The organism is Pseudomonas sp. VI4.1, assembly GCF_002029345.1.
Taxonomy (GTDB): domain Bacteria; phylum Pseudomonadota; class Gammaproteobacteria; order Pseudomonadales; family Pseudomonadaceae; genus Aquipseudomonas.
In genome coordinates, this window is sequence record NZ_MULM01000176.1 from 82913 (window position 1) to 107954 (window position 25042).

The window sequence follows — 25042 nt, forward strand, 5'->3', positions numbered from 1 at the left end:
TGATTTTTCTGCGAGCGGTGAGGAACAGTCATGAGCGATAAAGTCGATTTGCGCAAATACTCCTCTCAAGTGGTCGACGGCATAGAGCGCGCGCCCGGCCGCTCGATGCTGCGCGCCGTGGGTTTCACCGACGAGGATTTCAAGAAGCCGCAGATCGGCATCGCCTCGACCTGGGCGATGGTCACGCCGTGCAACATGCACATCGACAAGCTGGCGATCGAAGCGGAAAAAGGCGCGAACGCCGCCGGCGCCAAGGGCGTGATCTTCAACACCATCACCATTTCCGACGGCATCGCCAACGGCACCGAAGGCATGAAGTATTCGCTGGTGTCGCGGGAGGTGATTGCCGATTCCATTGAAGTGGTCGCCGGTTGCGAGGGCTTTGACGGGCTGGTAACCGTGGGCGGCTGCGACAAGAACATGCCGGGCTGCCTGATCGGCATGGCGCGGCTGAATCGCCCCTCCATCTTCGTCTATGGCGGCACCATCCGCCCCGGTGCCGGCCACACCGACATCATTTCCGTGTTCGAAGCCGTGGGCCAGAATGCCCGGGGTGATATCAACGAGATCCAGGTCAAGCAGATCGAGGAAGTGGCAATCCCCGGCCCCGGTTCCTGCGGCGGCATGTACACGGCCAACACCATGGCCTCGGCCATCGAGGCGTTGGGCATGAGCCTGCCGGGTTCCAGCTCCCAGGACGCGGTCGGCAGCGACAAGACCTCGGACAGTTTCCGCGCTGGCCAGCAGGTGATGGAGCTGCTCAAGCTGGACCTCAAGCCGCGGGACATCATGACCCGCAAGGCGTTTGAAAACGCGATTCGGGTGGTGATCGCCCTCGCCGGCTCGACCAATGCGGTGCTGCACCTGTTGGCCATGGCCCATGCGGTGGATGTCGAGCTGACCCTGGACGATTTCGTCGAGCTGGGCAAGGTGTCGCCGGTGGTGGCCGACCTGCGCCCCAGCGGCAAGTACATGATGAGCGAACTGGTGGCCATCGGCGGCATCCAGCCGTTGATGAAGCGCATGCTGGCGGCCGGCATGCTGCACGGCGATGTGCTGACGGTTACCGGCAAGACCCTGGCGGAGAACCTGGAAAACGTGCCTGACTACCCCGAAGGCCAGGACGTGATCCTGCCCTTCGACCAGCCGGTGAAGAAGGACTCGCACCTGGTGGTGCTGCGCGGCAACCTCTCGCCCACGGGCGCGGTGGCGAAGATCACCGGCAAGGAGGGTTTGCGCTTTGAAGGCACGGCTCGGGTGTATCACGGTGAGGAAGGCGCGCTGGCCGGCATTCTCAACGGCGAAGTCAAGGCCGGCGATGTGATCGTGATCCGCTACGAAGGCCCCAGGGGCGGCCCCGGCATGCGCGAAATGCTCTCGCCGACGTCGGCGGTGATGGGCAAGGGCTTGGGCAAGGATGTGGCGCTGATTACCGACGGACGCTTCTCCGGTGGTTCCCACGGTTTCGTGGTGGGGCACATCACGCCGGAAGCCTTCGAGGGCGGGCCGATCGCGCTGATCGAAGATGGCGACAGGATCACGATCGACGCGGAAACCCGGCAGATCAGCGTCGACGTGTCCGACGCCGAGCTGGCCGAGCGCAAGACCCGCTGGGTGCGGCCGGAATCGAAGTACAAGCGCGGGGTGTTGGCCAAGTATGCGAAGACCGTGTCCAGCGCCTCTGAAGGTGCTGTGACGGATAAGTACCTCTAGGCGCCCGGCTGGTAACCGAACATCGACTTCAGTTCCAGGTACTCCTCCAGCCCGTGCACGCCCCACTCGCGGCCGTTGCCCGACTGTTTGTAGCCGCCGAAGGGTGCGCCGTTGTCGGCCTTACTGCCGTTGAGATGGACCATGCCGGTGCGCAAGCGTCGCGCCACGGACCGGGCGCGCTCCAGGGTGCCGGCGGTGACATAAGCCGAGAGGCCGTAGGGGCTGTCGTTGGCGATGGCCATGGCCTGGTCTTCGCTGTCGTAGGGGATGATCACCAGCACCGGGCCGAACACTTCTTCCCGGGCGATCGGCATGTCCGGGGTGACATCGGCGAACACCGTCGGTTTGACGTAAAAACCCTGCTTCACACCCTCGGGACGCCCCACGCCACCGCATACCAGCCGCGCGCCTTGGGTCATGGCGGCGCCGATCAATTGCCGGACTCGCTCGAACTGCGCCAGATTGGCCAGCGGTCCCATGGCGCTGGACGGGTTGCTATCGTCAAAGCAGATATCCGCGGCGACGGCCCTGGCAATCCCGATGGCCTGTTCTTGATGGGCCCGCGGGATCAGCATTCGGGTCGGCGCGTTGCAGGACTGGCCGCTGTTGCGAAAACAACTGCTGACGCCATGGCGCACAGCGGTTTCGATGTCGGCATCGGTGAGGATCAGGTTGGCCGACTTGCCGCCCAATTCCTGCGAGACCCGTTTGACCGTGTCCGCCGCGGCCTTGGCGACGGCGATGCCGGCAGCCGTTGAACCGGTGAACGAAACCATATCAATGTCCGGATGCCGGGCGATGCCGTCACCGATGGTCGGGCCATCGCCATTGACCAGGTTGAACACGCCCTTGGGCACCCCTGCCTGGTGAAGGATGTCGGCCAGCAACATTGCCGACAACGGCGCCTTCTCGCTGGGCTTGAGCACCATCGTACAGCCGGCGGCCAGCGCCGGTGCCAGTTTGCAGGTCAGCTGGTTGAGCGGCCAGTTCCAGGGTGTGATCAGGCCGCAGACGCCGATCGGCTCGCGGCTGATCAGGTGCTGCCGTGGGGCCTGTCGAAGTCATAACTGCGCAGCACATCGAAGGCCCGTTGCAGATGCCCCAGACCCGCCGGAACATGGGCGCTGCGGGCCAGTGACAGCGGCGCGCCCATCTCCCGGTGCACCAGTTCGACCAGCGCTTCGCTGTGGTGTCGATAGCCCTCGATAATGGCCGCCAGCAGGTCCAGGCGCTGCTCGCGGGACCCTTGTCCATACTGCTCGAATGCACGCGTTGCCGCGGCCACCGCCCGATCAAGGTCGGCGCGGGTGCCCAGGCTGATGGTGCCGATGGAGCGCTCGGTGGACGGGTTGATCACCTCCAGGGTTTCAACGCCCAGGGGTTTGACCCACTCGCCATCGATGTAGAAGTCCAGGTAGTTCATCGGGCCTCCTCAGGCGATCTGGTCGAGCGCGAGCTGCAAGGTTTCGAAGATCAGGGCGATCTGTTCTTCGCTGATGATCAGCGGTGGCGACAGCACAATGTTCTCGCCCGAAGCACGGACCAGTACGCCCGCATCGAAACAGCGCTGGGCAGCCTCGGCGGCGCGAGCACCCGGTGCTCCCTCGCGGGGCTTGAGCTCTACCGCGCAGAGCAAACCGATGGCGCGCACGTCCAGCACCAGAGCCTGCTCTCGCAATGCCAGGGCTGCGCTCCGCCAGACCGGGGCAACCTGTTGAACGTGAGCGTTGATGCCCAGTTCGTCATGCACCGCCAAGGTTGCCAGCCCCGCCGCGCACGCCAGCGGATGTGCTGAATAGGTGTAGCCGTGCATCAACTCGATGGCCTGCTCGGGGCCGTTCATGAAGGCCTGGTATACCGCACCGCTGACCAGCACGCCGCCCATGGGCACCGCACCATTGGTCAGGCCCTTGGCCAACGTTATCAAGTCGGGAGTCACGCCGAACACCTGCGCACCGAACGAGTCGCCCAGGCGACCGAAGCCGGTGATGACTTCGTCGAAAATCAGCAGCACGCCATGGCGATCGCAAATCTCGCGCAGCTTCTGCAAATAACCCAGGGGCGGCGCATAGACTCCGCCAGAACCCGTCACCGGTTCGACGATCACCGCCGCCACCGTCGCCGGGTCGTGGATCTCCAACAACTGCAACAGCGCGTCCGCGTAATGCGCGCCCTGCCCGGGTTGGCCGACGCTGAAGCGCAGGCTGGCGTCATACGGCAACGGCAGGTGGCGCGACATCACCGAGCAACGGCCCGAAGTCGCGTTTCTGGCGGCCGATCCCGGACACCGACAACCCGCCAAAACCCATGCCGTGATAACCCTTGGCGCGGCCGATAAGCTTGGTCCGGCGACTGTCGCCCCGCGCCTGATGGTAGGCACGGGCAATTTTCAGCGCGGTGTCCACCGCTTCGGAACCGGAGTTGGTGAAGAACACCTTGTCCAGCCCCACCGGGGCTCGCGCCACCAGCTGGTCGGCCAGGGTCAGCGCCGCCGGATGGCTCATCTTGAACGAAGACACGAAGTCCAGGCGCCCCGCCGCTTCGCGAATCGCTTCAACGATCCGCGCCTGGCCGTGGCCGGCGTTGACGCACCAGTGCCCGGCCATGGCGTCGAGCACCCGGCGGCCGTCGGTGGTGGTGGTGTAATGCATGCCCTCGGCGCTGTCGAACAGCAGCGGCTGCCGATTGAATTGGCGCATCGGGGTAAAGGGCGCCCATAGCGCCGACGTCGAGGTCTGGTTCATCTGCAGTGCTCCGTAAATAGAGTGAAGGGGTCAGATCCGGGTGCCGATCAGCGTCGGGCGCTGCAGGGATCCGGCATTGGTGTTGACCCCTCGATCGAAATGCAACCGGCCTTGTTCCAGGCGGCAACTGACGTGATCGCCAAAGGCGGTTTCGACAAAACGCCAGTCCATCCGCAACTCGCCGTCTGCGGTCCAGCGGCCTTGGGCGATGACCGGGGTCTGCTCCGGTTGATATTGGTGATGCAGGTAATTGCCGGTGAGGCTGGTGACCGATTCGACCGGCTGCTGCAAACCGACACGCAGGCTGTGGGCGCCACGGTGATCGATCAGGCTGAAGTCGCAGTAGTCGCTGCGAAAATCGAACGCCAGTTCGGTGACCCCGTCTTCGTTGGGCTCAATGGCAAAACGGCCTTGCAGCGCGGCGGCGTGCGGCGACTCGCTCAGGCCTTGCAGCGTGGGCGGCGCAGGCCGTCGATCAGCGTCTCGAGCTGTGCCTGACTGGCCTGCGAGTTGCATGCTTCACGTCCCAGCGCCGGAAACAAATGCTCCCAGATGGCCGCCTGCAAACGACGCTCGCCCAGTTGCAGGCCGCAGGTAAAGGCGATCACGCTGTCCTGGTCCGGCAGCACCATGCAGTACTGGCCAAAGACGCCCGAGGCGTAGTAACCGCCGTGTCGGGTCATCCACCACTGGTAGCCGTAACCCTCGCGCTGCGCTTCGTTGACGGCGTCCTTGTTGCGCGGCAGGTATTGCTTGCCATCGAACTCGCCCATCCATACGTCTTCGACCTGATTGCGCGTGGCGTCGGCGATCCATTGGGGCGATAGCAGCTGGCGGCCCTGCCACCGGCCCTGGTTCAGGTGCAACACGCCGAACTTCAATGAGTCTTCGGTGGTGCAACTCAGGCCGTTGCCGCCGGAGTTGAAACCACCGGGCGCCAGGTCCCACTCCAGGTTGTCCAGGCCGAGGAAACCCAGGACCCGCTCCTGCAACAGGGCGTGCATGGTTTGCCCGGATACGCGGGTGACAATCGCCGAGAGCATGAAGCTGGAGGCGCTGCTGTAGATGAACGATTGGCCTGGCGGTTCATCCACCGGCTCTTGCAGAAAAGCTTCGACCCAGCTGCTTTGCAAGTTGCGCCAGGCGCCGCCGGAAATGCCGCGCCGATGGCCGGTGCGCATGGTCAGCAGGTCTTCGACGGTCATGGCCGCGAGGTTCGCACTGACCTGCACCGGGCACAGTTCGGGAAAGAAGCTGACCACTTTGTCATCGAGCTTCAGGCGCCCATCGTCAACCAGCAAGCCGACAGCGGTGGCGGTCCAGCTCTTGGTTGCCGAATGCTGTACGTGGGGGCGGCGGGCCGAGTACGGCCGCCAGAACGCTTCCGCTACCACCGCGCCTTGGCGATAGAGCATGAAGCTGTGCAGTTCGAGTCCGGCGTCGTTGACCGCCGACACGAAATCGACGATACCGCCAGCGTCGACACCCCGCTCGTGGGGCAAGGCTCTGGGCAGGGGGACATAGGTCATGAGCAAGCTTCCTCAAAATTGCCATTCATGCTCGGCAATGTTTTTATATTTAAAATAATACACATAAAGATTTATCGTTCACTGCGTAGTTGTATTTGCACAGCCTATAATTCAGTTTCCGGGTGATCGAAGCTTTCCGGAGTTTTCGGGTATCCTTCCCTCCCCTGTACAGGAACGACAACGCGCCATGTCTCAACTCACCTCGCTGCAGACCAAAGTCGCCGGCCAGATTCTTTCCGCCATCCAGTCGGGCGACCTGCAACCCGGGACCCATCTCAAGGAAGTCGAACTGACCCAGCGCCTGGGGGTGTCGCGTTCGCCGATCCGCAGTGCCCTGTCGTATCTGGCGCAGCAGCAGCTGATCGAGCCGTTGCCGCAACAGGGCTTTCGTGTGCCGTTGCAAACCACGGGCGGCCTGGCGGAGCAGTTCAGCGAGCTGCACAACGAGGAAGACGAGCTTTACACCCGGCTGATCGACGACCGGCTGAACCAGGTGTTGCCCGATCAGATCTCCGAAAGCGATCTGCTGCGGCGTTATGGCGTCGGTAAAAGCGTGTTGCGCCGTTGCCTGCTGCGGCTGTCCGATGAAGGGGTGATGCAGCGCAGGCACGGACACGGGTGGTTGTTCTTGCCGACCTTGAGCAGTCCGCAGACCCGTTTCGAGAGTTATCGTTTCCGCATGCTGCTCGAACCTTCGGGGTTGCTGGAGCCGACGTTCAAGATCAATCCCGAGCAGTTCCGTCGCTGCCGTGAGCGCCAGCTTGAACTGCTCGAGGGGCAGGTCGACGGGCAGCGGTTTTTCGAATGCAACGCCGAGTTTCATGAGCTGTTGGCGGCGGCTTCCGGCAATACCTATATCCTGCAGGCGATCCAGCAGCAGAACCGGTTGCGACGTCTGACCGAGTTTCATTCGGCGAGTAATGTCGAGCGGGTCAAGGTGTCTTGCCGTGAGCACCTGGCGATTCTCGATGCGCTGGAGCAAGGGGATAATGAATGGGCGTCGACCTTGCTTCACCGCCATCTGGAGGTTGCCAGCAAGATGGGGGTCGCACGCAACAAGGCTTGATGCGCACGGTGGTTGGCCTGGTGGCCCTGTAGGAGCGAGCCCGACAACAAACCCTGCGCCTTCGCTGTTCATCACCAGAGCGCCACGGTGTAACCGAGGATCACCCGGTTTTCGTTCATGTCCCGCAGGTAATTGGCCTTGCTCAGGCCATTACGCCAGCGCAGGGAAACGCCTTTGAGCGCCCCCGACTGGAACACATAACCGAGGTCGATATCGCGCTCCCACTCACGCCCCTCCCCTGCAAAACCCAGGACTTGCGCCTGATCCCCTTTGGCCCAGCGCGTCGAAAACGTCAACCCGGGAAAGCCCAACGCCGCAAAATCAAAATCGTAACGCGCATGCCATACCCGCTCATTGGTCTGCGAAAAGTTACTCAACTGATACTCGGAAAACAGATAGGTATTGGTGCCATCGACATAGGTAAACGGTGTATCGCCGAACTGCTCCTGATATCCCCCGCCCAGACTGTGGCCCTTGTAGCTGTAGGCCATGCGCGTGCTCAGCGCCCGATTGTCGACCTTGCCCGCCAGCCCCGCACCGGCCTTGTCCGCATCGAAATAACGGATATCGGTCTTTAATGTACCGCCGCCCAGAGCGAAGCTGTTTTTCAGTCCCACATAATGCTGCTGGTAGATGTCTTCCAGCTGCGCGAAGTGGTAGGTCAGGGTCAGGTTCGGATTGACCTTGTAATCGCCGCCCATGAACCGGAACTGATCACTTTTCGCCGAGCTTTTGTAAGCGCCGCTCTGACTGGTCAGCCCCATGTCTTCGTAGTAGGTCGATTCCCGCTGCTTTGTCCGGTCAATCTGCCCGCCGGTCAGGTTCAGGCCCGTGATATCCGCAGACGTCACCTGTGTCCCACGGAATGTCTGCGGGAACAGCCGGCTGGTGTTGGGTTGCAAGGTCGGCAAATCCGGTACCAGGTAACCGCTGCGCAATTCGCTTTTGGCAAAACGTACCTTCCCGGTCACGCCCAACTTGGAATATTCATCGTGGGCGCGTTTGACGTAACTCGGTTGACCCGGTTCGGCCTCATTGTCTCGCGATAGCAGGCCAGAGCCCGAGCGATCGGGGCTGGAGTCGAGTTTCAGGCCGAGCATGCCGACCGCGTCGACCCCGAAGCCGACGGTGCCTTCGGTGAACCCCGACTTCATATTCAAGATGAAACCCTGGGCCCATTCTTCGCGCTTGGATTGTCCGGCGTCTTCACGGTAGTCACGATTAAAGTAGTAGTTCTTCAGTTCCAGGTCAGCCTTGCTGTCCTTGATGAAGTCGGCCTGGGCCGGGGCGGTGCACAGAAGGCCGCCGCCCATCAGGCCGACGCCCTTCAGGATCAGGTTCAGGTTGTTGTTATGCATTCAATTGGCTCCTGGCAGTCGTGATGAGTAAGTAGGTCTTATTGTTTTTTCGGACATGACTTCCCCCTTCGCGCCAGTTTCGGCACGGGCGCGCGGGGTACGATCAGGGGGTTAAATCAAAAACTGGCGGGTCGTATTCGGTAACCGCCGTCGACCAGTTTTTCCAGCGGGCTGGCGGCTGCCAGCAACTGGCGTGTGTAGGGATGCTGCGGATGATCGAAAATCTGCTCGCGCCCCCCCTACTTCCACCACTTCGCCCTGGTGCATCACCGCCACCCGGTGCGCGATGCGCTCGACCGCTGCCAGATCATGGGAGATGAACAGGCAGGCAAAACCGTATTGCGCCTGCAAGCGCTCGAACAGTTCGAGGATCTGTTTCTGGATAGTCATGTCCAGGGCGGATATCGGCTCGTCGGCGATCACCAGTTGTGGATGGCGCACCAAGGCCCGGCCGATGGCGACACGTTGGCGTTGGCCACCGGACAGTTGATGGGGAAACCGGTCGACGAATTGGTCGGCCAGGCCGACATCACGCAAGGTTTGCGCCACGCGTTCGCGTCGCTGTTCTGCGTTCAGGCCCGGCTCGTGGCGTAACGGCTCGGCCAGGATCTCGCCGATTTTCATCCGCGGGTTGAGCGACGAATAAGGGTCCTGAAAGATCATCTGGCATTGCAGCCGATGCGTACGGTTGGCCGCCTTGAGGATGTCCACGCCCTTGAAGCGGATCGCGCCGGCACAGGGTTTGATCAAGCCCACCAGCGAGCGGCCGAGGGTGGTTTTTCCCGAACCGCTGCCACCCACCCGCGCCAGGGTTTCACCCGGTGCAATCGCCAGGCTGGCCGAGTGCACCACGCGTTTGTAGTGGCGTTTGCCCCAGAACGAGGTCGGCCCGGGATGCTCGATACAGACCTGATCGACTTCCACCAGCGGCCCGTCGCTGGCCGGCAGCGGTGCCAATTCACCGCGCCGCGGCAAGGCTTCGAGCAACTGGCGGGTGTACTCGGCCTTGGGCGCCAGCAGGATGTCCTGGATGGTGCCCTGCTCCACCGATTGGCCATGACGCATCACCACCACTTTGTGGGCATACCGCGCCACCAGCGACAGGTCGTGGCTGATGAACAGAATCGCCGTGCCCTGCTCGCGGGTCAGCTCGAGCATCAGCTCGATCACGTCAAGCTGTGCCAGGCAGTCCAGCGCAGTGGTCGGCTCGTCGGCGATCAACAGCGCCGGGCGCAACAGCATCACCGAGGCCAGCATGATCCGTTGGCGCATGCCGCCGGAAAACTGGTGCGGCCAGGACTCCAGGCAGCGTTCGGCATCCTTGATGCCGATGCGTTGCAACATCGTCACGCAACGCTCGCGGATCTGCGCGGCATTCAAATCAGTGTGCAGTTGCAGGGCTTCGCTCATCTGCTGGCCGATCTTCAAGGCCGGGTTGAGCGACACCATCGGTTCCTGGAACTCCATGCCGATGCTCGCGCCACGAATGGCCCGCAGTTGCGCAGTGTCGAGGTTCACCAGATCACGCCCCTGGAAATTCAGGCGTCCGCCACACACCTGCATCGGCGCCGGCAACAGCCCGATCGCCGCACGGGCGGCCATGGTCTTGCCGCTGCCCGACTCGCCGACCAGGGCAACGATCTCGCCAGGCGCGACGCTGAAGCTCAGGTCGTCGACCGCCAGCGCCCCGTGCTCGCCCACGCGAATCTTCAGGTTTTCCACGCTCAGCAGAATGTCAGTTGACATGCTCATTTCCTCATCCGGGGGTCGAGACGATCGCGCAATGCATCGCCGAACAGATTGATCGCCAACAGCGCCAGGCAGATGAACAGGCCCGGGAAGATCCCCAGCCAACTGGCCGAAGCGATATAAGGCCGGCTGCTGGCAAGCATGTTGCCCCAGGTCGCCGCGGGTGGCGGCACGCCCAGGCCGAGGAAGCTCAAGGCGCTTTCAGAGAGCAGTGCCCAGCCGAACATGCTGGTGGCCAGGACACACAGGGGTGCCAGGCAGTTGGGCGCGATATGCCGCAGCATGGTGTACAGCTCGGAGTTACCGATCACCCGCGACGCCTCGATGTATTCCAGTTCACGCAGTGACAGCACGGTGCCGCGAACCACCCGCACCACCGATGGCGTGTAGGCGATGCCCAGCGCGAGGACGATGCCGTACTTGCTGGCACCGATGATCGCCATGATGCCCAGGGCCATGAGGATCCCCGGGAACGCCAGCAACGCATCGTTGAACATCATCAGTAAACGATCGGTCCAGCCGCGCAGGTAGCCGGCGAGCATGCCGATCAGGGTTCCGGCAATCACCGCGACGCTGACCGTCAGCAAGCTGATCCACAGGCTGGTACGAGCTCCGATCAACAGCCGGCTGAACACATCGCGACCGAACTCGTCGGTTCCCAGCCAGTGGCTGGCCGAGGGAGCCTGCAGGCGCGACAACAGGTCGATACGCAGCGGATCGAACGGGGTCCAGACCAGGCCCAGAAGCGCCAGGACAATCAGGATCAGCAACAGGCTGCCACCGATCAGCGCATTGGCCGCCGGCCAGGCACGGGGCCGCTTGCCCGGCGTGTTCGCGGCGCCGGCCAGCGGTGCCACAGGAGTATTCGAACTCATAACTTCACCCTTGGATCGAACAGTGGGTAGAGCAGATCCACACAAAGGTTGACCAGCACGTAGATGAAGGTGATCAGCAGCAGGCACCCCTGCAGCACCGGATAGTCGCGGGCAAAGATCGCGTCCACCATCAGCCGGCCGATGCCCGGCAGGGTGAACACGGTTTCAAGTACCGCGATCCCGCCCAGCAGGTTGCCGAGGATCAGCCCGACCAGGGTCCAGGTCGGTGCAAAGGCGTTGGGCAAGGCATGCCGCCACAGCACCGCACGCTCGGACAGGCCCTTGGCACGGGCATGGGCGATGTATTCCAGGCGCAACACTTCGATGGTACTGGCCCGGGCCATGCGGGTGATTGCGCCCAGTTCCACCAGGGTCAAGGTGACAATGGGCAGCACCAGGTAACTCATGGCTTGCCAGGGCGCTTCGGCGAAGCTCACGTAACCCACCACGGGCAGCCAGCCGAGCTTGATGCCGAAGGCATGAAGCAACAGCAACCCGAGCCAGAAGCTGGGAATCGACAGCAGCAGCGTGGCCGTGGTCACCAGCCCCAGGTCCAGGGCACTGTTCTGTTTCCAGGCGGCGATCAGCCCGACCGGCACCGCAATCAGCGTGGCCAGCAACACCGCCACCAGCACGATGGTCGCGCTGACGCTGAAGCGCTCCAGGATCAGCGGCAACACCGCCTGTTTGGTGCTGATGGAGAATCCCAGGTCGCCGCTGAGGACCGCTTTGATCCAGATCAGGAACTGGGTCAACAGGGGGTGATCCAGGCCCAGGTTGCGACGCATGTCGGCCAGGCTCTGCGGGTCGGCCATATCGCCGAGCATCAGCAGCGCCGGATCGCCCGGGATCAGGCGAATCAAGGCGAACACCATCACCGAAATCAGTAACAGGGTGGGTATCGCCATCCCGAGTTTTTGCAGGATAAAACGCAACATGATCAGACTCCGCCTTACTTCGTCGCGAGGCTGACGCCCCACAGTCGTGGCTTGGCCACCGGCCAGGAGTGATAGCCGCGGACGCTGTCGCGCAACGCACCGATGATGGTGCCGTTGTAGATGATCACCAGCGGGGTGTCGTGGATCATCATCCGGTGCAGTTGGTCGAACAGTTCCTGACGTTTGCCGGTGTCGCTCTGGCGCACGGCATCACGCAGCAACACCTGGGCTTGGGGGTTGTCCCAGACCTTGCGCGGCTCCTTGCTCTTGTCGCCCATCAGCGAATCGAAGCCCAGTGCCGGGTCGAGCCGCGACGAATAGGAGAACGCCATCATCTGGTAGTTGCCACTCTGGTAACGCTCCAGTTGTGTGCCCCACTCCAGGGTTTCCATTTCGATATTGAGGCCGCTGCCTTGAGCCATGGCTTGGCTCAACACACCCATGTCGAACATCTGCTGGTAGCGCTTGTTGACGATCATCTTGATCGGCTGGCCGTGGTAACCGGCTTCCTTCAGCAGGCGCTGGGCCTCCTGTGGATCATAGCGGTAACCCTGCTTCGCCGTGGCGTCGTAGAAGGCGCTAGTCTGGGGAATCGCCGAGTTGTTCGGCTCTGACAGCCCATTGGACAGGGCGGTGACCATCTGTCCGTAGTCCAGCGAACGGGCAATAGCCTGACGGATGCGTACATCCTTGAGCAACGGATCGTTGGTCTGGAATAGCAGGCCGCAGATCGCCATGATCGGACTGACCGAGACCTGGATCCCCGGCAGTGCCTTGAGTTCCTGGGCATCGCTGGCGGTCACGTCCGGCAGCAGGTCGATATTGTTCGACAACAAGGCGGCCTTGGCCGACGACGCATCGGGAATGATCATGAAACGCAGCACATCGACCAGCGCCTGTTTCTTGCCGGTGAAACCATCCGGCCCGGCGTCGTCACGGGCGCTGTAATCGTTGAAGCGTGCCAGCTCCACGGACTGCCCGGGTTTCCAGTCCGCCAGGGTGAATGGACCGGTGCCGATCGGCGCCTTCCAGCGCCCGTCCGCCGCTACCGAATCCGGATGCAAGATGCCGCCGCCACCGCAATCCGGACGGGCCATGGAGGCCAGGAACAGCCCGCTCGGCTGATCGAGCTGGAACACTACCGTGAGCGGGTCCGGGGTGGAAATGCCGGTGATTTTCGCCCCGCCACGGCCATCGAACTCTGCCAGGCAGCGCCACTGTGTCTTAGGGTTGAGGTAGTGCTCCCAGGTCCACTTGACGTCGGCCGCGCTCATCGTCGCGCCGTTATGGAAGTGCACCCCGTCACGCAGCTTGAAGGTGTAGGTCTGGCCGTCTTCGGAGACGTTAACCTCTTTGGCCAGCAGCGGACCGACGGAGGCGTCCTCGCGATGGGCAACCAGCCCCTCGACGATATGCAGCATCACGGTGTCGGTGTTGTCGTCACGGTTGACGCCCGGTTCGGTGCTGCGAATGTCGGCATTGAGGCCGACGCGCAACGTGCTGGAGGCCTGGGCCTGGGCAACAGCGGCACCGAGCGCGACCACGCCGAGGGCTTGCAGAGTGACGCACAGAGATCTGTTCAATAAGCGATGCACGGGAGAGGTTCTCCTTCGCTGAAAAGTCCGGCCAGGGGCAGAGCCGGCTTCAAGCCTGTGTTTATGTCGTTTTTGTTATGGCCTGATCGTGATCAGCGCCGCATGCGATTTTGTTTTTTTAAATTCTCACGAACATATTCACAGCATGACGATCGCTTGTAAATGTTTTTTTCATCATTTAAAAACATTGAAAGGTATTTCAGACGAACTGGGATCTTCCGGGCCAGGAGCACTCTTTGAGGCATGGGGTGTCAGAGCTGACGCCTTCGCGAGCAAGCCCGCTCCCACATTGAATCTCCTGCGTACACAAAAGCTGTGTACGCCAAAGATCCAATGTGGGAGCGGGCCTGCTCGCGAAGGGGCCCTTATAGACTGCGGCGGTTCAAAGCCGAAACCGATCCACCGATTGCGACAGCCTGCCCGCCAGGGTGGACAGTTCATCGGTGGTCGAGGCGGTGCGGCCGATGACTTGGCTGTTGCCCTCGGACATGCCGGCGATCATTTCCACCTGATGCGCGATTTCATTGCTCGCCAGGCTCTGTTCGCCGATGGTGCGGGTGCATGTCGTTGACCAGTTGCGTGGTGTTCAGCGTGGCGTCGAGAATCTCGCGAATGGCACGTTCGACGTCGGCGTCACCGCCATGCCCTTGTCGACCTGGGCCACGCCGGCTTCCATGCTGGTTACCGCCTCCCGGGTGCTGAGCTGGATACGCGCGACCATGGCGGCAATTTCCTGGGTGGAGGCGCTGGTGCGCCCCGCCAGGTTGCGCACTTCGTCGGCCACCACGGCAAAACCACGGCCCTGCTCCCCGGCGCGAGCGGCCTCGATGGCGGCGTTCAGCGCCAGCAGGTTGGTTTGATCGGCAATGCCCTTGATCACCTGGATGATGCTGAAGATCCCTTCGGACTCCTTGTCCAGCGTGCGGATCACCTGGGCCGATTGCTGTGCCGAACGGGCGATGCCGTCCATGTCGTTGACCACCTGATGGATCACCCGCCCGCCATCCTTGGCCAGGGTCTCCGCCTGGTTGGCCATGTTCAGCGCCCGCTCGGCATGCCGGGTGATTTCCTCGATGCTGGCGGTCATCTCGCTGGCGGCCGCTGCCATGGTGCTGGCCGCTGCGCTTTGCTGCTGGCTGCTGCCGGCGACCTCGTGACAGCCGTCGCTCAACTGCTGGCTCATGCCGCTCACGCCATGGGCGTTGCTGCGAACCGCCTCGATCATGCCGCGCAGGTCGCGCTGCATGGTCGCCAGGCTACGAATCAGCGCACTGGCTTCGTCCTTGCGGGTAGGCTCGACAATAGGTTCGCTCAGGTTGCCATGGGCGATGCTGTCGGCAATGCGGCTGGCAGTCTGCAACGGCCCCATGATGCTCAAAATCACCCAGCGGCCTTGGAGGAGGAGCAATAGCAGGCTGGCGACGAGCATGCCGCCAATGGCGAACCTGGCGTTGCCGATGGCTTGCCCGGTACCGGCGCCGGTCTGTCGGGTGTCGGTTTCGATCAACTCACTCAGAGCGGCCAACTGGTCTTCAAGCTGGCTGAAAGCAGTATTGAAGCTACCCAGCTCCTGTTGCGCGGCCTCCGGGTTGGTTAGTGCCAGGCCGACGATGCGTTCGGCAGCGTTGATGTAGGTATCCAGGCTCGGCTTGACCTTGTCCAGGCCGGCCTTGACGGTGGCATTGACCGGCAGCTTGAGGTTTTCACCGAGCACTTCACGAAAGCGCGCCGCATGTTCCTCGATGGAACTGCGCACCTCGGCCGCGCTGCTGGTGCTTTTGCCCAACCCGACCAGCATCGCCGCCAGCACGTCGGCGCGTAACGCGTCGTGCATCATGTCGGCTTCGAGGTGATTGCGCAGCGCGGTCATGCTGACCTCGTTGTCATTCACCGCCTGCGCCATCTGCGTGTTTCCCAGGTAACTGACCAGGCTCATGATCAAGGCGGTGAGCAGGCCGGTGCCAATCAACAACAGCAAACGTAATTTTATCGACACTTGTAGGTCCCCTGTCAGTTGGGTAAAGCCCTGCGTGGAAGGCTTTTCTGAACAGGTTATCGACTGTGCCGGGCGCTAATTGAAGGCTATTTGCATACGCTCGTTTCTTTTACGACATGCGGTCGTCCTTGACTGTTTTTGCGCGTGTCCCCCCAGGGAAACCGTCAGGACGCATCGCGGATGTGGCATCGGCTGCATGTTGTGCGCTACCTGTAGGAGCCTGGCTTGCCACCGATGAGGCCACACGCCCCAGCCTAATGCCCGGCTTGCCACAGAATAGCCTCGCGACCAAGAAGTGCTTGCAGGGTCAGCGCGTTGGCCAGCGCAAACCCGCTGGCGGTGTTATCGAAGATGCACCAGCTGGCAATGCCTGCCTGCGCCGAATTTTGCACCTGCCGAGCCAGCGCCTCCAATCGGCTCAGGTCGTAGTTACTGTGATAAATGCGCGGCGAGCCGTGCCAGCGCCAGTAATGAATCCCCGACCACCCGCCCGGGGTATCGCCGCCGGTAATGGGCGATGGGTCGGCAGCGACCCGCCCTACTCGCTGCGCGATCAATAAAGCGTCTGCGTCCAGCCAGCTTGCATGCCGCGGCTCAAGCACCACCGCCCCGGTGTAACGTTGCCGCAGTGCCTGGAAAAACGCCGCGGCAACGCGTTCCTCGTAAGCCAGCGACGGCGGCAACTGCACCAGCAGGCAGCCCAGGGCATCACCCAGCGCCGTGCATTGGGATAGAAATTCGTCCAGCAACAGCTCGCAGCCCTGCAAGCGCTGAACATGGGTGATGAGTTTGGGCACTTTGACCGAAAACCGAAACGCCGCCGGCACCGACTGCGCCCAGCGCCAATAGGTCTGCGAGCGATGCGGGCGATAAAAAGAGCTGTTGATTTCAACGGCAGCGAGTTGCGAGGCATACCGCTGCAGATGGGTGCCGTGCTCAGGAAACGTCGGCCAGTGTTCTCGGGGCAGGCTCCAGCCGGCACAGCCGACGTGCACCGACGGGACTTGATTGGCCTGGTTCAATAGAGCACCGCCGCGGCATCGCGCATGAAAATCTCCAGGGTCTTGGGCCCTACCCCGTCGAACTCGCGCAAGCGCTTTTCGAAGGTTTGGCGATCGGCGCTGGCCGCCTGAATCTGGCCGATCTTGCCGGCGTATTCATCGCTGAGTTTTTTACACAGGTTCAACAGGCGCGTCGCGGTGGTCTCGTCGTAGCGTACGTAATGGGCTTCACCCAGCATCGCAACCAGTTGCCGATGGCTACAGCCACCCAGTTTGCGCGGGGTATCGCGACCGTGTTTTTCAACGATGACGCGGTAGGCCTGGGCGGCGATCTCTGCCTGGATACGCTTGCCCATCAGGAAGCTGGCGATAAACCATTTGAACAAGCCGCCTTCGTCTGCATTTTTCAGATGAATACCGAGATCGCTGGCACTGATCGATTTGTTCATTTCAGGCGTTCTTCTCCCCAGTCAGAAACCCACCACTGGCTCCTTAACTTCGAGAAAAGCTCGCCCTGCAAGTTCGTTTTTTTCGTAACCCGTGCCATGTTGTACGATGACCGATGAGTCACCCTGTATGACCATCGCTCCGATCAACCACATAGAGCGGAGCGGCAGAGACCTCCGCCGAGCGGGCAATAGAAACTGGGCATATTTGATATTGTGTTTCCGTCCAGGAAGGCGGGACGTCTAGCCGGGGCATAAGGCCCGAAGGTGCGACTACAACAACAGTTGAGCTCCCCTCTGCACGATGGAGCGCCTGATGAATCTCAAACAATCACTCCCCTCCCTCGACCGATAAGATCGAGGACAGCGTACGTTTCCGCCCTCGGCCCCAACATTTCCAGTGGACGCTTCGATCCAAGCCCACGAACCGGCGAGGTCATCTTGGTGAGACTGAGCTATCAGACGAAAAGTGTCAGGGCACCGGTCAACAAGGCCAGAGCCGTGACCACAAGGGATGTCAGTACAGCCCACTTAACGGCGCCTTTCTGGAAGTCACCGATGTCGCGGTCGATCATGCCCACTAGCAGTAGAGTGGAAGCTACTAAAGGACTCATCAGATGCACTGGCTGGCCCATAACCGAAGCCCGTGCAATTTCCAGAGGACTGATACCGTAAGCCGCTGCGGCATTGGCAAGGATGGGGACAACGCCAAAGTAATAGGCATCGTTGGACAACACAAAGGTCAATGGCATGCTGGTGATGGCAACGACCAGTGGGAACAGATGTCCCCACCCGGGTGGAATCCAGTCCACTAACGTTTGCGCCAACGCGTCAACCATCTTGGTGCCGGAGAAGATTCCGGCAAAAATCCCGGCAGCAAACACCAGCAGCACCACGGTCATGGCGTTGCCAGAATGAGCGAGTATCCGTTCTTTCTGAATATCAAGTTGCGGGTAATTGATCATCAGCGCCAGCACAAAGCCGATCAGAAACAGAATCGCCGAGTGCATCATGCCCATTACCAGCGCAAGCATCACTGCGCTCACCAGCAGCAAGTTGACGTAGGCCAGCCTTGGCCGTTTATGCGGAGAATCGCTTAGGATTGCCTTGATGTAGCAATCACCGCCACCGCTCTGCAGAAGGACATTACCAATACGCTTGCGCTCGGCTCGGCCCAGCACAAAAGCGGTAAATACCACCCAGGCCGCCCCCCCGATCATTGTGGGCAGTAACGGAATAAAGTATTCCCCGGCATCTAGCCCCAGCGCTGCAATGGCCCGTGTCGCTGGCCCCCCCCAAGGAGTCATGCCACTCATCACGCTCAAAGACAGCATCGCCACAATGCCGAGGATCATCGGGTTCATGCCAATACGTTTGTACAGCGGCAACATCGCCGCGCAGGTGATCATGTAAGTGGTGGTGCCGTCACCATCCAGAGCAACGGTCAATGACAGCAGCGCCGTGCCAACAGCAATCTTCATCGGGTCGCCATTGACCCGCTTTAGAATTTTGCGGATCAGCGGATCGAATAGGCCGGAGTCGATCATCAGGCCGAAAAATAAAATCGCGAACAACAATAACGCGGCAGAGGGAGCGACCATCTTAAGGCCGTCGAGCATCATTACACCGGTAGTGCCGCCGAAACCGCCAATTATGGCGAATACGATCGGCACCACTGTCAGAGCAACAATTGGCGACAAACGTTTGGTCATTATCAGAAAGGTGAAGACCATGACCATGGCCAAGCCAAGGAAAGCGAGCATAAGTCTATTCTCTTGTTGTTGTAAGTATGATGGCTCGAACTCGGGCAAATGCCCCCCCACCCGCCAAGTGGTGCGCTCCACGATGCCGGGCGGGGATACAGTGATAGATTGTGCGTGGAGTCCTAGTCGGCAGTGGCTTCGAAGGTTTTATGCAACTTCGATAGTAATTAAGTAGAAGTTTTTTGTTAAAAATCGCGCAACTCAAAACCGAAACGCATTACCACTCTTCCTGAAATTTTCCACTGATCGCTCGCAAAAATCTTGCCGTATGTTGACCGTCTGTGCTGCGATTGCTCAAAACATTTGCCTTCAACACCACGTTCATTTCTACTTTCAACAAAGAGTTCTCACCTTAATCGTCACCTAGCTTCAGCGTGCCAGGTTGCCGTTTTTCGATGGAAAATTTAAGCAAAGCGGCACTTCTGAAAATACCGTGGGCGAATTTGCTGTAAGGCATAGTTAAAAAGAACGCCATCACCAGTCCAAGATGGATACTTAACATGAGGGCCATCGCACTGGTTTCACGCACCGCAAGCAAGGCCAGGCCGCTCAGGCTCACCAAGAACAATAGCGCGATGAATCCACGATCCATTGGCTTTTGGTTATCATCACCATGATCGCGGTGCCGGCGGAAATTCAACCAAAAAAGCCCGGCTGGCCCGATCAGCAAACCGATACCACCAGCTATTCCTAACAACACCGGTAGGCTGAGCACGGGATAAGGTGCCGACCATCCAGCAAAGTAGTGATACAGCGTCGCAACACTTGTTGCGGCAAGGCACAGCAAGAACCCATAGAACGTAAGGTGGTGAAAGCGCCGACGCCAAAGCGTGAACTCGTCGTCAGTATTATTGCAGCCTTGAGTATGACCACCGTCCAGGTACTTGAGCGTTAGAACGTTTTTAGTAGCTTCCAGCCCGGCAGCTGTTTTCAGCTTGGCGGGCGATTCGGGGGGAGAGACCTCACGCCAGAACCTCCTGACGCCCAGCGTGAGCGCTAATACAGCAAACCCGAATACCGTACCAAACATCCACACCAGAGTGTTGTGGGAAAAAATCGCGTAGAAATTTCCTCCCGTGACAGGTGTAAACAAATTGCCCGCGACAACAAGCGTCAAGATCAAAAACAGCGCCAGCCCTGCGCCCGAGGCAATCGCCAGGGTTAATCCATTACGCTGATAGAGTTTGCCAAAGGCCGCTGGCCATGCATATTCGGCGTAGGTCTCCAGGCGCACTTTTGCCATGGCCTGAGGCACGTTGATGGCGAACTCATGGGGCGAGGCGTACTGGCACGAATGCAGGCATGCGCCACAGTTGTGGCAAAGATTAGCCAGGTAATGAATGTCAGCTTGAGCGAAATCCAAGCGACGCGTCATTGCCGGAAATACAGCACAGAAGCCTTCGCAGTAACGACATGAGTTACAGATGGTCATCTGCCGCTCTACTTCGCTTTCATTCAGATTAAGAACCGGAATCAGGCCACTGGGAGCCTGTGCCTGTGGGTCAAACAGTTCCATGGTCATTTCCTGTCGATGCCGAGGGGTGTTGTAAGCCAAGAGCGGCAGCAGCTTGCACGCCAGCGATGCGGCCAAAAGCAGTGCCAATCGCCATACCTATTCCAGCGGTGTAGCCTTTACCCAGAACATTGCCAGCCATCATTTCTCCCGCAACAAAAAGGTTGGGAGAAGGTCTACCCGCAAAATGGACGGCGCAGTCTCGTCGGTCTTGAGACCCAGATAGGTGAATGTCACTCCAGGTCGGAGGGGATAAGCGTGAAAAGGCGGGGTGCTAATTGGGCGGGCCCAATGGCTTTTTATCGGCATAACACCTTCGGTGTAGCAGTCGTCTAGCGCGGTGTGATCGAACGTCCCCACGCGGCAGGCACGGTTGTAATCTTCGATGGTTTTTACAAACGCCTCGCGCGGTAACTGGAGCTTGCCCGCCAACTCGTCCAGTGTGTTGGCCTTCGTCCCAGGAAATACCGGCGGCATGAACCTCCCGATCGACGTCTGATCAATGATCGAGAACCCCACTTGGCCAGGTTGCTGGGCAACCAGTCGACCCCAAATGGCATATCGCTTGGGCCAGAAATCTTCACCTTCGTCGTAGAAGCGCTGGCCGTCTCGATTAACTACGACGCCAAGTGAAACGCAATCGATGCGTGTACAGATACCACCGTCGTAAAGCGGAGCACGTGCATCGATGGCCACCATATGGGCCTGAGTAGGGTCGCCAATTACATCGACACCTTTGTCGATCATTTGACGCAGCAATACGCCTTGATTAAACCGCGTCCCACGGATCAGGAAATTGTCCGATGGCCACTCGCCGTTCTCGTTCTGCCCCCAAGCTTCGCGCAACCATTCACGGTTGGATTCAAACCCCCCGGCGGCAAGCACGCAGGCACGTGCTTCAATGCGCTCGACAGGCCCTGGCCGTCCCTCGACCTTTGGGCCTGCGACTTGAGCAGCCACGAAACGTCCATTATCCAGCTCGATGTCTGTGACTTCGGCGTTGTAACGCACCTGAATACCCAGGCGCTCGGCGCTTCGGAAATAGGCATTCACCAATGCCTTGCCGCCACCCATAAAGAACGCATTAGTACGGGCTACATGCAGAGCGCCTGAAAGCGACGGTTGAAAGTGCACGCCATGTTTGCGCATCCAGTCACGGCAGGATGACGAAGCACGGATGGTGATACGTGCGAGCTTCTCGTCGGTCATCCCCCCGGTAACCTTGAGCAAGTCTTGCCAGTATTCGTCTTCAGGATACGACTCGATGAGTACATCCTGCGGGACGTCATGCATACAGCGCAAATTCCGCGTGTGCTGCGAGTTTCCCCCACGCCACTCTTTTGGGGAGGCCTCTAACAACATAACGCTGGCACCCGCTTCGCGGGCCATCAGAGCTGCGCATAGTGCAGCATTACCCCCGCCGATGACTAAAACGTCGATCATATTCTCTCCTCAGTAGTGAGGAGCCTTGACCACAGCCGCTCCTCACGAATGAGCGGACAATAAATTAGAGAGTTAGGACTCGAAAGGCGGGTTTCGACATGGGGTGTTTAGTTCTACTAAAGGCGATGGCATGGTATTAGTAAGTTTTCGTTGCCTCCTCCAAAAGCCTTGCTCCAGGCCAGCGCCTCCGAGCAACCAGTTCGCGAGCTACATCGACGATCACCGCCCGCGCGGCTAGGGCTGTCTGAAGGGGTTGCGCGTGTTATTCCACAACATCTTCGGTAGACGCAGTCCAGATAGGAGCTGCCGCAGGCTGCGATCTTTTGGTTTTTAAGCACGCCCATCGGACGCACCCACGAAAAAGCCCGCACAAGGCGGGCTTAGTTGGTGAAAGTTGAGTAGGTGGCCAGCGCTGGTCTCTGGCTTACAAGGTTTATCAGGACTCTGACAGAAGAGTTTTGCGCTCTTCTGCTTCACACGGCATAAGGGCTGGATCTCAGCGCGGAGATCTTTCTAACCGTGTACCCTTCGGAACGCGCCCCACGTTTCCTCGCTATCCGCTTTGCGCATCAGTCTGCGTCTTCACCTACAACTTCAGAGTAGCAAAGAAGCTCTAGGCGTTGAACTCGATTTTTAGACCGATTTCCTTCATGAAAAACGGCGGCTGGAAGCAAAAATACTATGGCTGGTCCCAAGGATGAAATTGACCCTCACACAGGCCTGGTAAATACTCGACGGTCCCGGCAAGAACATGCCCAGTGGCTATGTTCAATGGGCACATTGACTGATGGGAAGGACCGCAAAATGACGACGCGAACCGAAAAGGCCGTTCTGGCCGGCGGTTGTTTCTGGGGCATGCAGGATCTGATCAGGCGCCAACCCGGCGTATTGTCCACGCGGGTGGGCTACACCGGCGGCGATGTGGACAACGCCACCTATCGCAACCATGGCACCCACGCCGAAGCGATCGAAATCGAGTTCGATCCGGCCCAGATCAGCTATCGCCAGATCCTCGAGTTTTTCTTCCAGATCCACGACCCGACGACCAGGAACCGCCAGGGTAACGATATCGGTACAAGCTACCGCTCTGCCCTGTTCTACCTCGACGAAGAGCAGAAGCGCGTAGCCGAAGACACGGTGGCCGACGCCGACGCCTCCGGTCTCTGGCCCGACAAGGTGGTCACCGAGATCGTGCCCGCCGGCCCGTTCTGGGAAGCCGAGCCGGAACACCAGGACTATCTCGAACACTATCCCAACGGCTACACCTGCCATTTCATCCGGCCGAACTGGAAGCTGCCCAAGCGCGGGTGATGGTGTGGGAGGCTCAAGTCCTGGCCATCAGGGATCGACCTGACCCATCAGTTCGGCGACCGTTTCCGAGCGATTGGCATAGCGTTGCGCCAACACCGCACACACCATCAGCTGAATCTGGTGGAACAGCATCAGCGGCAAAATCAACACACCCAGGGTGCTGCCGGCGAACAGCACCTGGGCCATCGGCACACCGGTCGCCAGGCTTTTCTTCGAACCGCAGAACAGGATGGTGATGCGGTCTTCCTGATTGAAGCCCAAGGCTTTGCCCGACACGGTGGCGATCAGCAACACCAGCGCCAACAGGATGCAGCACACCACCACCAGCCCGGCCAGCGCCCAGAGCGGAATCTGATGCCAGATGCCTTCGACCACCGCCGCGCTGAAAGCACCGTAGACCACCAGCAGGATCGAGCCCTGATCGACGAACTTCAGCCAGTGCTTATTGCGCGCTACCCAGGCGCCGATCCAGCGCCGGGCAATCTGTCCGGCAATGAACGGCAGCAACAGCTGCACACTGATTTTCAGAATCGCATCAAGGGTCGAACCGCCCTCGCCGTGCACATCCAACAGCAAGGTCACCAGCAACGGCGTGAGGAAGATCCCGAACAGGCTGGACGCCGCCGCACTGCATATCGCCGCCGGAATGTTGCCACGGGCCAGAGAGGTGAATGCAATCGCCGACTGTACCGTGGCGGGCAGCGCGCAGAGGTAGAGCATGCCCATGTACAGATCGTTGCCGATCAGCGGCGACAACAAGGGTTTGAGCGCCAGGCCGAGCAGCGGGAACAGGACAAAGGTCAGGCCGAACACCAGCAGATGCAAGCGCCAATGCCCCGCACCGGCAATGATCGACTCGCGCGACAGCTTGGCGCCATGCAGGAAAAACAGCAGGCCGATGGCAAAGTTGGTCAGCCAGCCGAAAGCGACCCCGACCTGACCGCTGGCGGGTAGCACACTGGCGAGAATCACCACGCCGATCAGGGTCAGGGTGAAGTTGTCGGGCAAGAAGCGAGGGCGGGTCATTAGCATCATCCGGGGCGCCAGGAACGTGGTAACGACTGTAACCTGCCTGCCGATGGCCGACTAACGCCAATAAGCCAGCAGATGCCGCCAAAAGGACAACAGCAGCTGTGTTCTCGATTCGCAAGCATCCTGGCCATTGAATGACTTCACCAGGGTTTCCTGTGACCGTGATGATCAGCCAGGAAAACCTTCCGCACTCGGCAGCGTCTATGTATCATCAGCCCGGGCCGCTGCTGCCCGCCGCTCGCTCACGTCGGGAAAGGTGAAAGCATCTGTTTTTCCAAATCATGTCGTATCTCTTGACGGTCGGGATTTGGTAACGCGAGCTCCAAAAAGCCTCGACTACAGGAGCACCGATGTTTTCGATCGAGCAAGCCAAGCAGATGGCCAAGCGGCTGCGTGCCTCGCTTCAGACGCGCAATCAAGCGGTGCCTCACGCCACCGCGCTTGAACTGGTTGCGCAGCAACTGGGCTACAAGGACTGGAACACCGCGTCGGCGCTGCTGCCCCAGGAAAACACCCCGCCAACGATTTCTTTCGACAAACCCATCCCGATATTGCGGATGTTCGACGAAACCAAGGCACGGGAGTTTTATCTGGATTTCCTGGGTTTCAGCGTCGAATTCGAGCACCGTTTCGAAGCCCATCTACCGCTGTACCTGGGGATCGCCCGAGACGGCCTGCAACTGCATCTGTCCGAACATCATGGCGATGCGAGCCCCGGGTCCACGGTGTTTGTGCCCATGCACAATATCGAACGGCTGCGGGATGAATTGCTAGCCAAACGCTATGGCTATGGACGTCCGGATATTGTCCAGCAGGGCTGGGGCCAAGTTCTGGAAGTCCATGACCCTTTCGGTAACCGGATCCGGTTCTGTCAAAGCTGACCGGCCTTGCGGATCGGGCAGGCCCGGTCCGCCTCGGTTTGATTGCCACCCTTGACGATGGATGGCAAATGGACCCGAGGCGGTCATTA

The 25042-nt window shown here is 60.2% G+C and carries 17 protein-coding genes and 5 pseudogenes; 5 read left to right on the top strand and 17 right to left on the bottom strand.

Annotated elements, in window-relative coordinates:
* Positions 1–30: 30 nt before the first annotated feature.
* Positions 31–1713, top strand: a complete 1683-nt coding sequence (ilvD, locus tag BZ163_RS25955) for a dihydroxy-acid dehydratase (protein WP_128873260.1) — start codon at positions 31–33, stop codon at positions 1711–1713.
* On the opposite strand, the pseudogene BZ163_RS25960 reads toward ilvD, so the two are convergent.
* From BZ163_RS25960 to BZ163_RS25970, 4 genes and pseudogenes are all read right to left on the bottom strand, one after another.
* Positions 1710–3136, bottom strand: a pseudogene (locus tag BZ163_RS25960) (aldehyde dehydrogenase family protein). The gene ilvD and the pseudogene BZ163_RS25960 overlap by 4 nt on opposite strands.
* Positions 3137–3145: 9 nt before the next feature.
* Positions 3146–4457: pseudogene (locus BZ163_RS25965) on the bottom strand (aminotransferase class III-fold pyridoxal phosphate-dependent enzyme).
* A gap of 30 nt (positions 4458–4487) precedes the next feature.
* A complete protein-coding gene (locus tag BZ163_RS36000; protein ID WP_256579135.1) occupies positions 4488–4973 on the bottom strand; it encodes a hypothetical protein in 486 nt (161 codons plus the stop codon).
* Positions 4898–5986 carry a serine hydrolase gene (locus tag BZ163_RS25970; protein WP_256579136.1) on the bottom strand — a complete coding sequence of 363 codons (1089 nt, stop codon included), beginning with the start codon at positions 5984–5986 and terminating at the stop codon, positions 4898–4900. Before BZ163_RS25970 ends, BZ163_RS36000 begins: the two co-directional genes overlap by 76 nt.
* Before the next feature lie 187 nt (positions 5987–6173).
* On the opposite strand from BZ163_RS25970, the gene BZ163_RS25975 reads away from it, so the two are divergent.
* The gene (locus tag BZ163_RS25975) at positions 6174–7052 is read left to right on the top strand and encodes a GntR family transcriptional regulator (protein WP_128873261.1); all 879 of its coding nucleotides are present in this window, start codon (positions 6174–6176) and stop codon (positions 7050–7052) included.
* Between the two features lie 71 nt (positions 7053–7123).
* Here the strand turns inward: BZ163_RS25975 and BZ163_RS25980 are convergent, their stop codons facing one another.
* The 5 genes and pseudogenes from BZ163_RS25980 to BZ163_RS26000 all read right to left on the bottom strand — a co-directional run bounded on the left by BZ163_RS25980 (position 7124) and on the right by BZ163_RS26000 (position 13567).
* Positions 7124–8410, bottom strand: a complete 1287-nt coding sequence (locus BZ163_RS25980; protein WP_128873262.1) for an OprD family porin — start codon at positions 8408–8410, stop codon at positions 7124–7126.
* A gap of 116 nt (positions 8411–8526) precedes the next feature.
* Positions 8527–10162: pseudogene (locus tag BZ163_RS25985) on the bottom strand (ABC transporter ATP-binding protein).
* On the bottom strand, positions 10159–11034 hold the full coding sequence (locus BZ163_RS25990; protein WP_128873263.1) for an ABC transporter permease: 876 nt from the start codon (positions 11032–11034) through the stop codon (positions 10159–10161). Before BZ163_RS25990 ends, BZ163_RS25985 begins: the two are co-directional and overlap by 4 nt.
* A complete protein-coding gene (locus BZ163_RS25995) occupies positions 11031–11972 on the bottom strand; it encodes an ABC transporter permease (protein WP_128873264.1) in 942 nt (313 codons plus the stop codon). Before BZ163_RS25995 ends, BZ163_RS25990 begins: the two co-directional genes overlap by 4 nt.
* Before the next feature lie 14 nt (positions 11973–11986).
* Entirely contained in the window at positions 11987–13567 is a 1581-nt protein-coding gene (locus BZ163_RS26000) for an ABC transporter substrate-binding protein (protein ID WP_128873265.1), read from the bottom strand.
* Between the two features lie 88 nt (positions 13568–13655).
* On the opposite strand from BZ163_RS26000, the gene BZ163_RS36585 reads away from it, so the two are divergent.
* Complete coding sequence (locus BZ163_RS36585; RefSeq protein ID WP_371916832.1) at positions 13656–14138, top strand: hypothetical protein; 483 nt, start codon at positions 13656–13658, stop codon at positions 14136–14138.
* Positions 14139–14153: 15 nt separating this feature from the next.
* Here BZ163_RS36585 and BZ163_RS36590 read toward each other — a convergent pair whose 3' ends face one another.
* From BZ163_RS36590 to tcuA, 7 genes and pseudogenes are all read right to left on the bottom strand, one after another.
* Complete coding sequence (locus BZ163_RS36590) at positions 14154–14813, bottom strand: methyl-accepting chemotaxis protein (RefSeq protein WP_371916833.1); 660 nt, start codon at positions 14811–14813, stop codon at positions 14154–14156.
* Positions 14808–15563, bottom strand: a pseudogene (locus BZ163_RS36595) (MCP four helix bundle domain-containing protein); the annotation flags it as partial. The pseudogene BZ163_RS36595 and the gene BZ163_RS36590, both read right to left, overlap by 6 nt.
* 254 nt (positions 15564–15817) lie before the next feature.
* Positions 15818–16585 (bottom strand): DUF72 domain-containing protein, encoded by a 768-nt coding sequence (locus BZ163_RS26010; RefSeq protein WP_128873266.1) that lies wholly within the window; start codon positions 16583–16585, stop codon positions 15818–15820.
* Positions 16582–17013, bottom strand: a complete 432-nt coding sequence (locus tag BZ163_RS26015; protein ID WP_128873267.1) for a DNA methylase — start codon at positions 17011–17013, stop codon at positions 16582–16584. Before BZ163_RS26015 ends, BZ163_RS26010 begins: the two co-directional genes overlap by 4 nt.
* Positions 17014–17468: 455 nt before the next feature.
* Complete coding sequence (locus BZ163_RS26025; RefSeq protein ID WP_128873269.1) at positions 17469–18773, bottom strand: CitMHS family transporter; 1305 nt, start codon at positions 18771–18773, stop codon at positions 17469–17471.
* A gap of 352 nt (positions 18774–19125) precedes the next feature.
* Entirely contained in the window at positions 19126–20289 is a 1164-nt protein-coding gene (tcuB, locus tag BZ163_RS26030) for a tricarballylate utilization 4Fe-4S protein TcuB (protein ID WP_128873270.1), read from the bottom strand.
* A pseudogene (tcuA, locus tag BZ163_RS26035) lies at positions 20276–21729 on the bottom strand (FAD-dependent tricarballylate dehydrogenase TcuA). The gene tcuB and the pseudogene tcuA overlap by 14 nt, the downstream one beginning before the upstream one ends.
* Before the next feature lie 804 nt (positions 21730–22533).
* Here tcuA and msrA point away from each other — a divergent pair.
* The gene (gene msrA, locus BZ163_RS26045; protein ID WP_128873271.1) at positions 22534–23040 is read left to right on the top strand and encodes a peptide-methionine (S)-S-oxide reductase MsrA; all 507 of its coding nucleotides are present in this window, start codon (positions 22534–22536) and stop codon (positions 23038–23040) included.
* A 27-nt stretch (positions 23041–23067) separates the two neighbouring features.
* Here msrA and BZ163_RS26050 read toward each other — a convergent pair whose 3' ends face one another.
* Positions 23068–24066 (bottom strand): bile acid:sodium symporter family protein, encoded by a 999-nt coding sequence (locus BZ163_RS26050; protein ID WP_128873272.1) that lies wholly within the window; start codon positions 24064–24066, stop codon positions 23068–23070.
* A 356-nt stretch (positions 24067–24422) separates the two neighbouring features.
* On the opposite strand from BZ163_RS26050, the gene BZ163_RS26055 reads away from it, so the two are divergent.
* Positions 24423–24953, top strand: a complete 531-nt coding sequence (locus tag BZ163_RS26055; protein ID WP_128873273.1) for a glyoxalase superfamily protein — start codon at positions 24423–24425, stop codon at positions 24951–24953.
* Positions 24954–25042 lie beyond the last annotated feature (89 nt).

Excerpts from the sequence above, each read along its gene's own strand:
- ilvD (WP_128873260.1), top strand. The coding sequence starts at position 31 with ATGAGCGATAAAGTCGATTTGCGCAAATACTCCTCTCAAGTGGTCGAC.
- BZ163_RS36000 (WP_256579135.1), bottom strand. The coding sequence starts at position 4,973 with ATGCAACTCGCAGGCCAGTCAGGCACAGCTCGAGACGCTGATCGACGG.
- BZ163_RS25970 (WP_256579136.1), bottom strand. The coding sequence starts at position 5,986 with ATGACCTATGTCCCCCTGCCCAGAGCCTTGCCCCACGAGCGGGGTGTC.
- BZ163_RS25975 (WP_128873261.1), top strand. The coding sequence starts at position 6,174 with ATGTCTCAACTCACCTCGCTGCAGACCAAAGTCGCCGGCCAGATTCTT.
- BZ163_RS25980 (WP_128873262.1), bottom strand. The coding sequence starts at position 8,410 with ATGCATAACAACAACCTGAACCTGATCCTGAAGGGCGTCGGCCTGATG.
- BZ163_RS25990 (WP_128873263.1), bottom strand. The coding sequence starts at position 11,034 with ATGAGTTCGAATACTCCTGTGGCACCGCTGGCCGGCGCCGCGAACACG.
- BZ163_RS25995 (WP_128873264.1), bottom strand. The coding sequence starts at position 11,972 with ATGTTGCGTTTTATCCTGCAAAAACTCGGGATGGCGATACCCACCCTG.
- BZ163_RS36590 (WP_371916833.1), bottom strand. The coding sequence starts at position 14,813 with ATGCAGCGCGACCTGCGCGGCATGATCGAGGCGGTTCGCAGCAACGCC.
- BZ163_RS26015 (WP_128873267.1), bottom strand. The coding sequence starts at position 17,013 with ATGAACAAATCGATCAGTGCCAGCGATCTCGGTATTCATCTGAAAAAT.
- BZ163_RS26025 (WP_128873269.1), bottom strand. The coding sequence starts at position 18,773 with ATGCTCGCTTTCCTTGGCTTGGCCATGGTCATGGTCTTCACCTTTCTG.
- tcuB (WP_128873270.1), bottom strand. The coding sequence starts at position 20,289 with ATGGAACTGTTTGACCCACAGGCACAGGCTCCCAGTGGCCTGATTCCG.
- msrA (WP_128873271.1), top strand. The coding sequence starts at position 22,534 with ATGACGACGCGAACCGAAAAGGCCGTTCTGGCCGGCGGTTGTTTCTGG.
- BZ163_RS26050 (WP_128873272.1), bottom strand. The coding sequence starts at position 24,066 with ATGACCCGCCCTCGCTTCTTGCCCGACAACTTCACCCTGACCCTGATC.
- BZ163_RS26055 (WP_128873273.1), top strand. The coding sequence starts at position 24,423 with ATGTTTTCGATCGAGCAAGCCAAGCAGATGGCCAAGCGGCTGCGTGCC.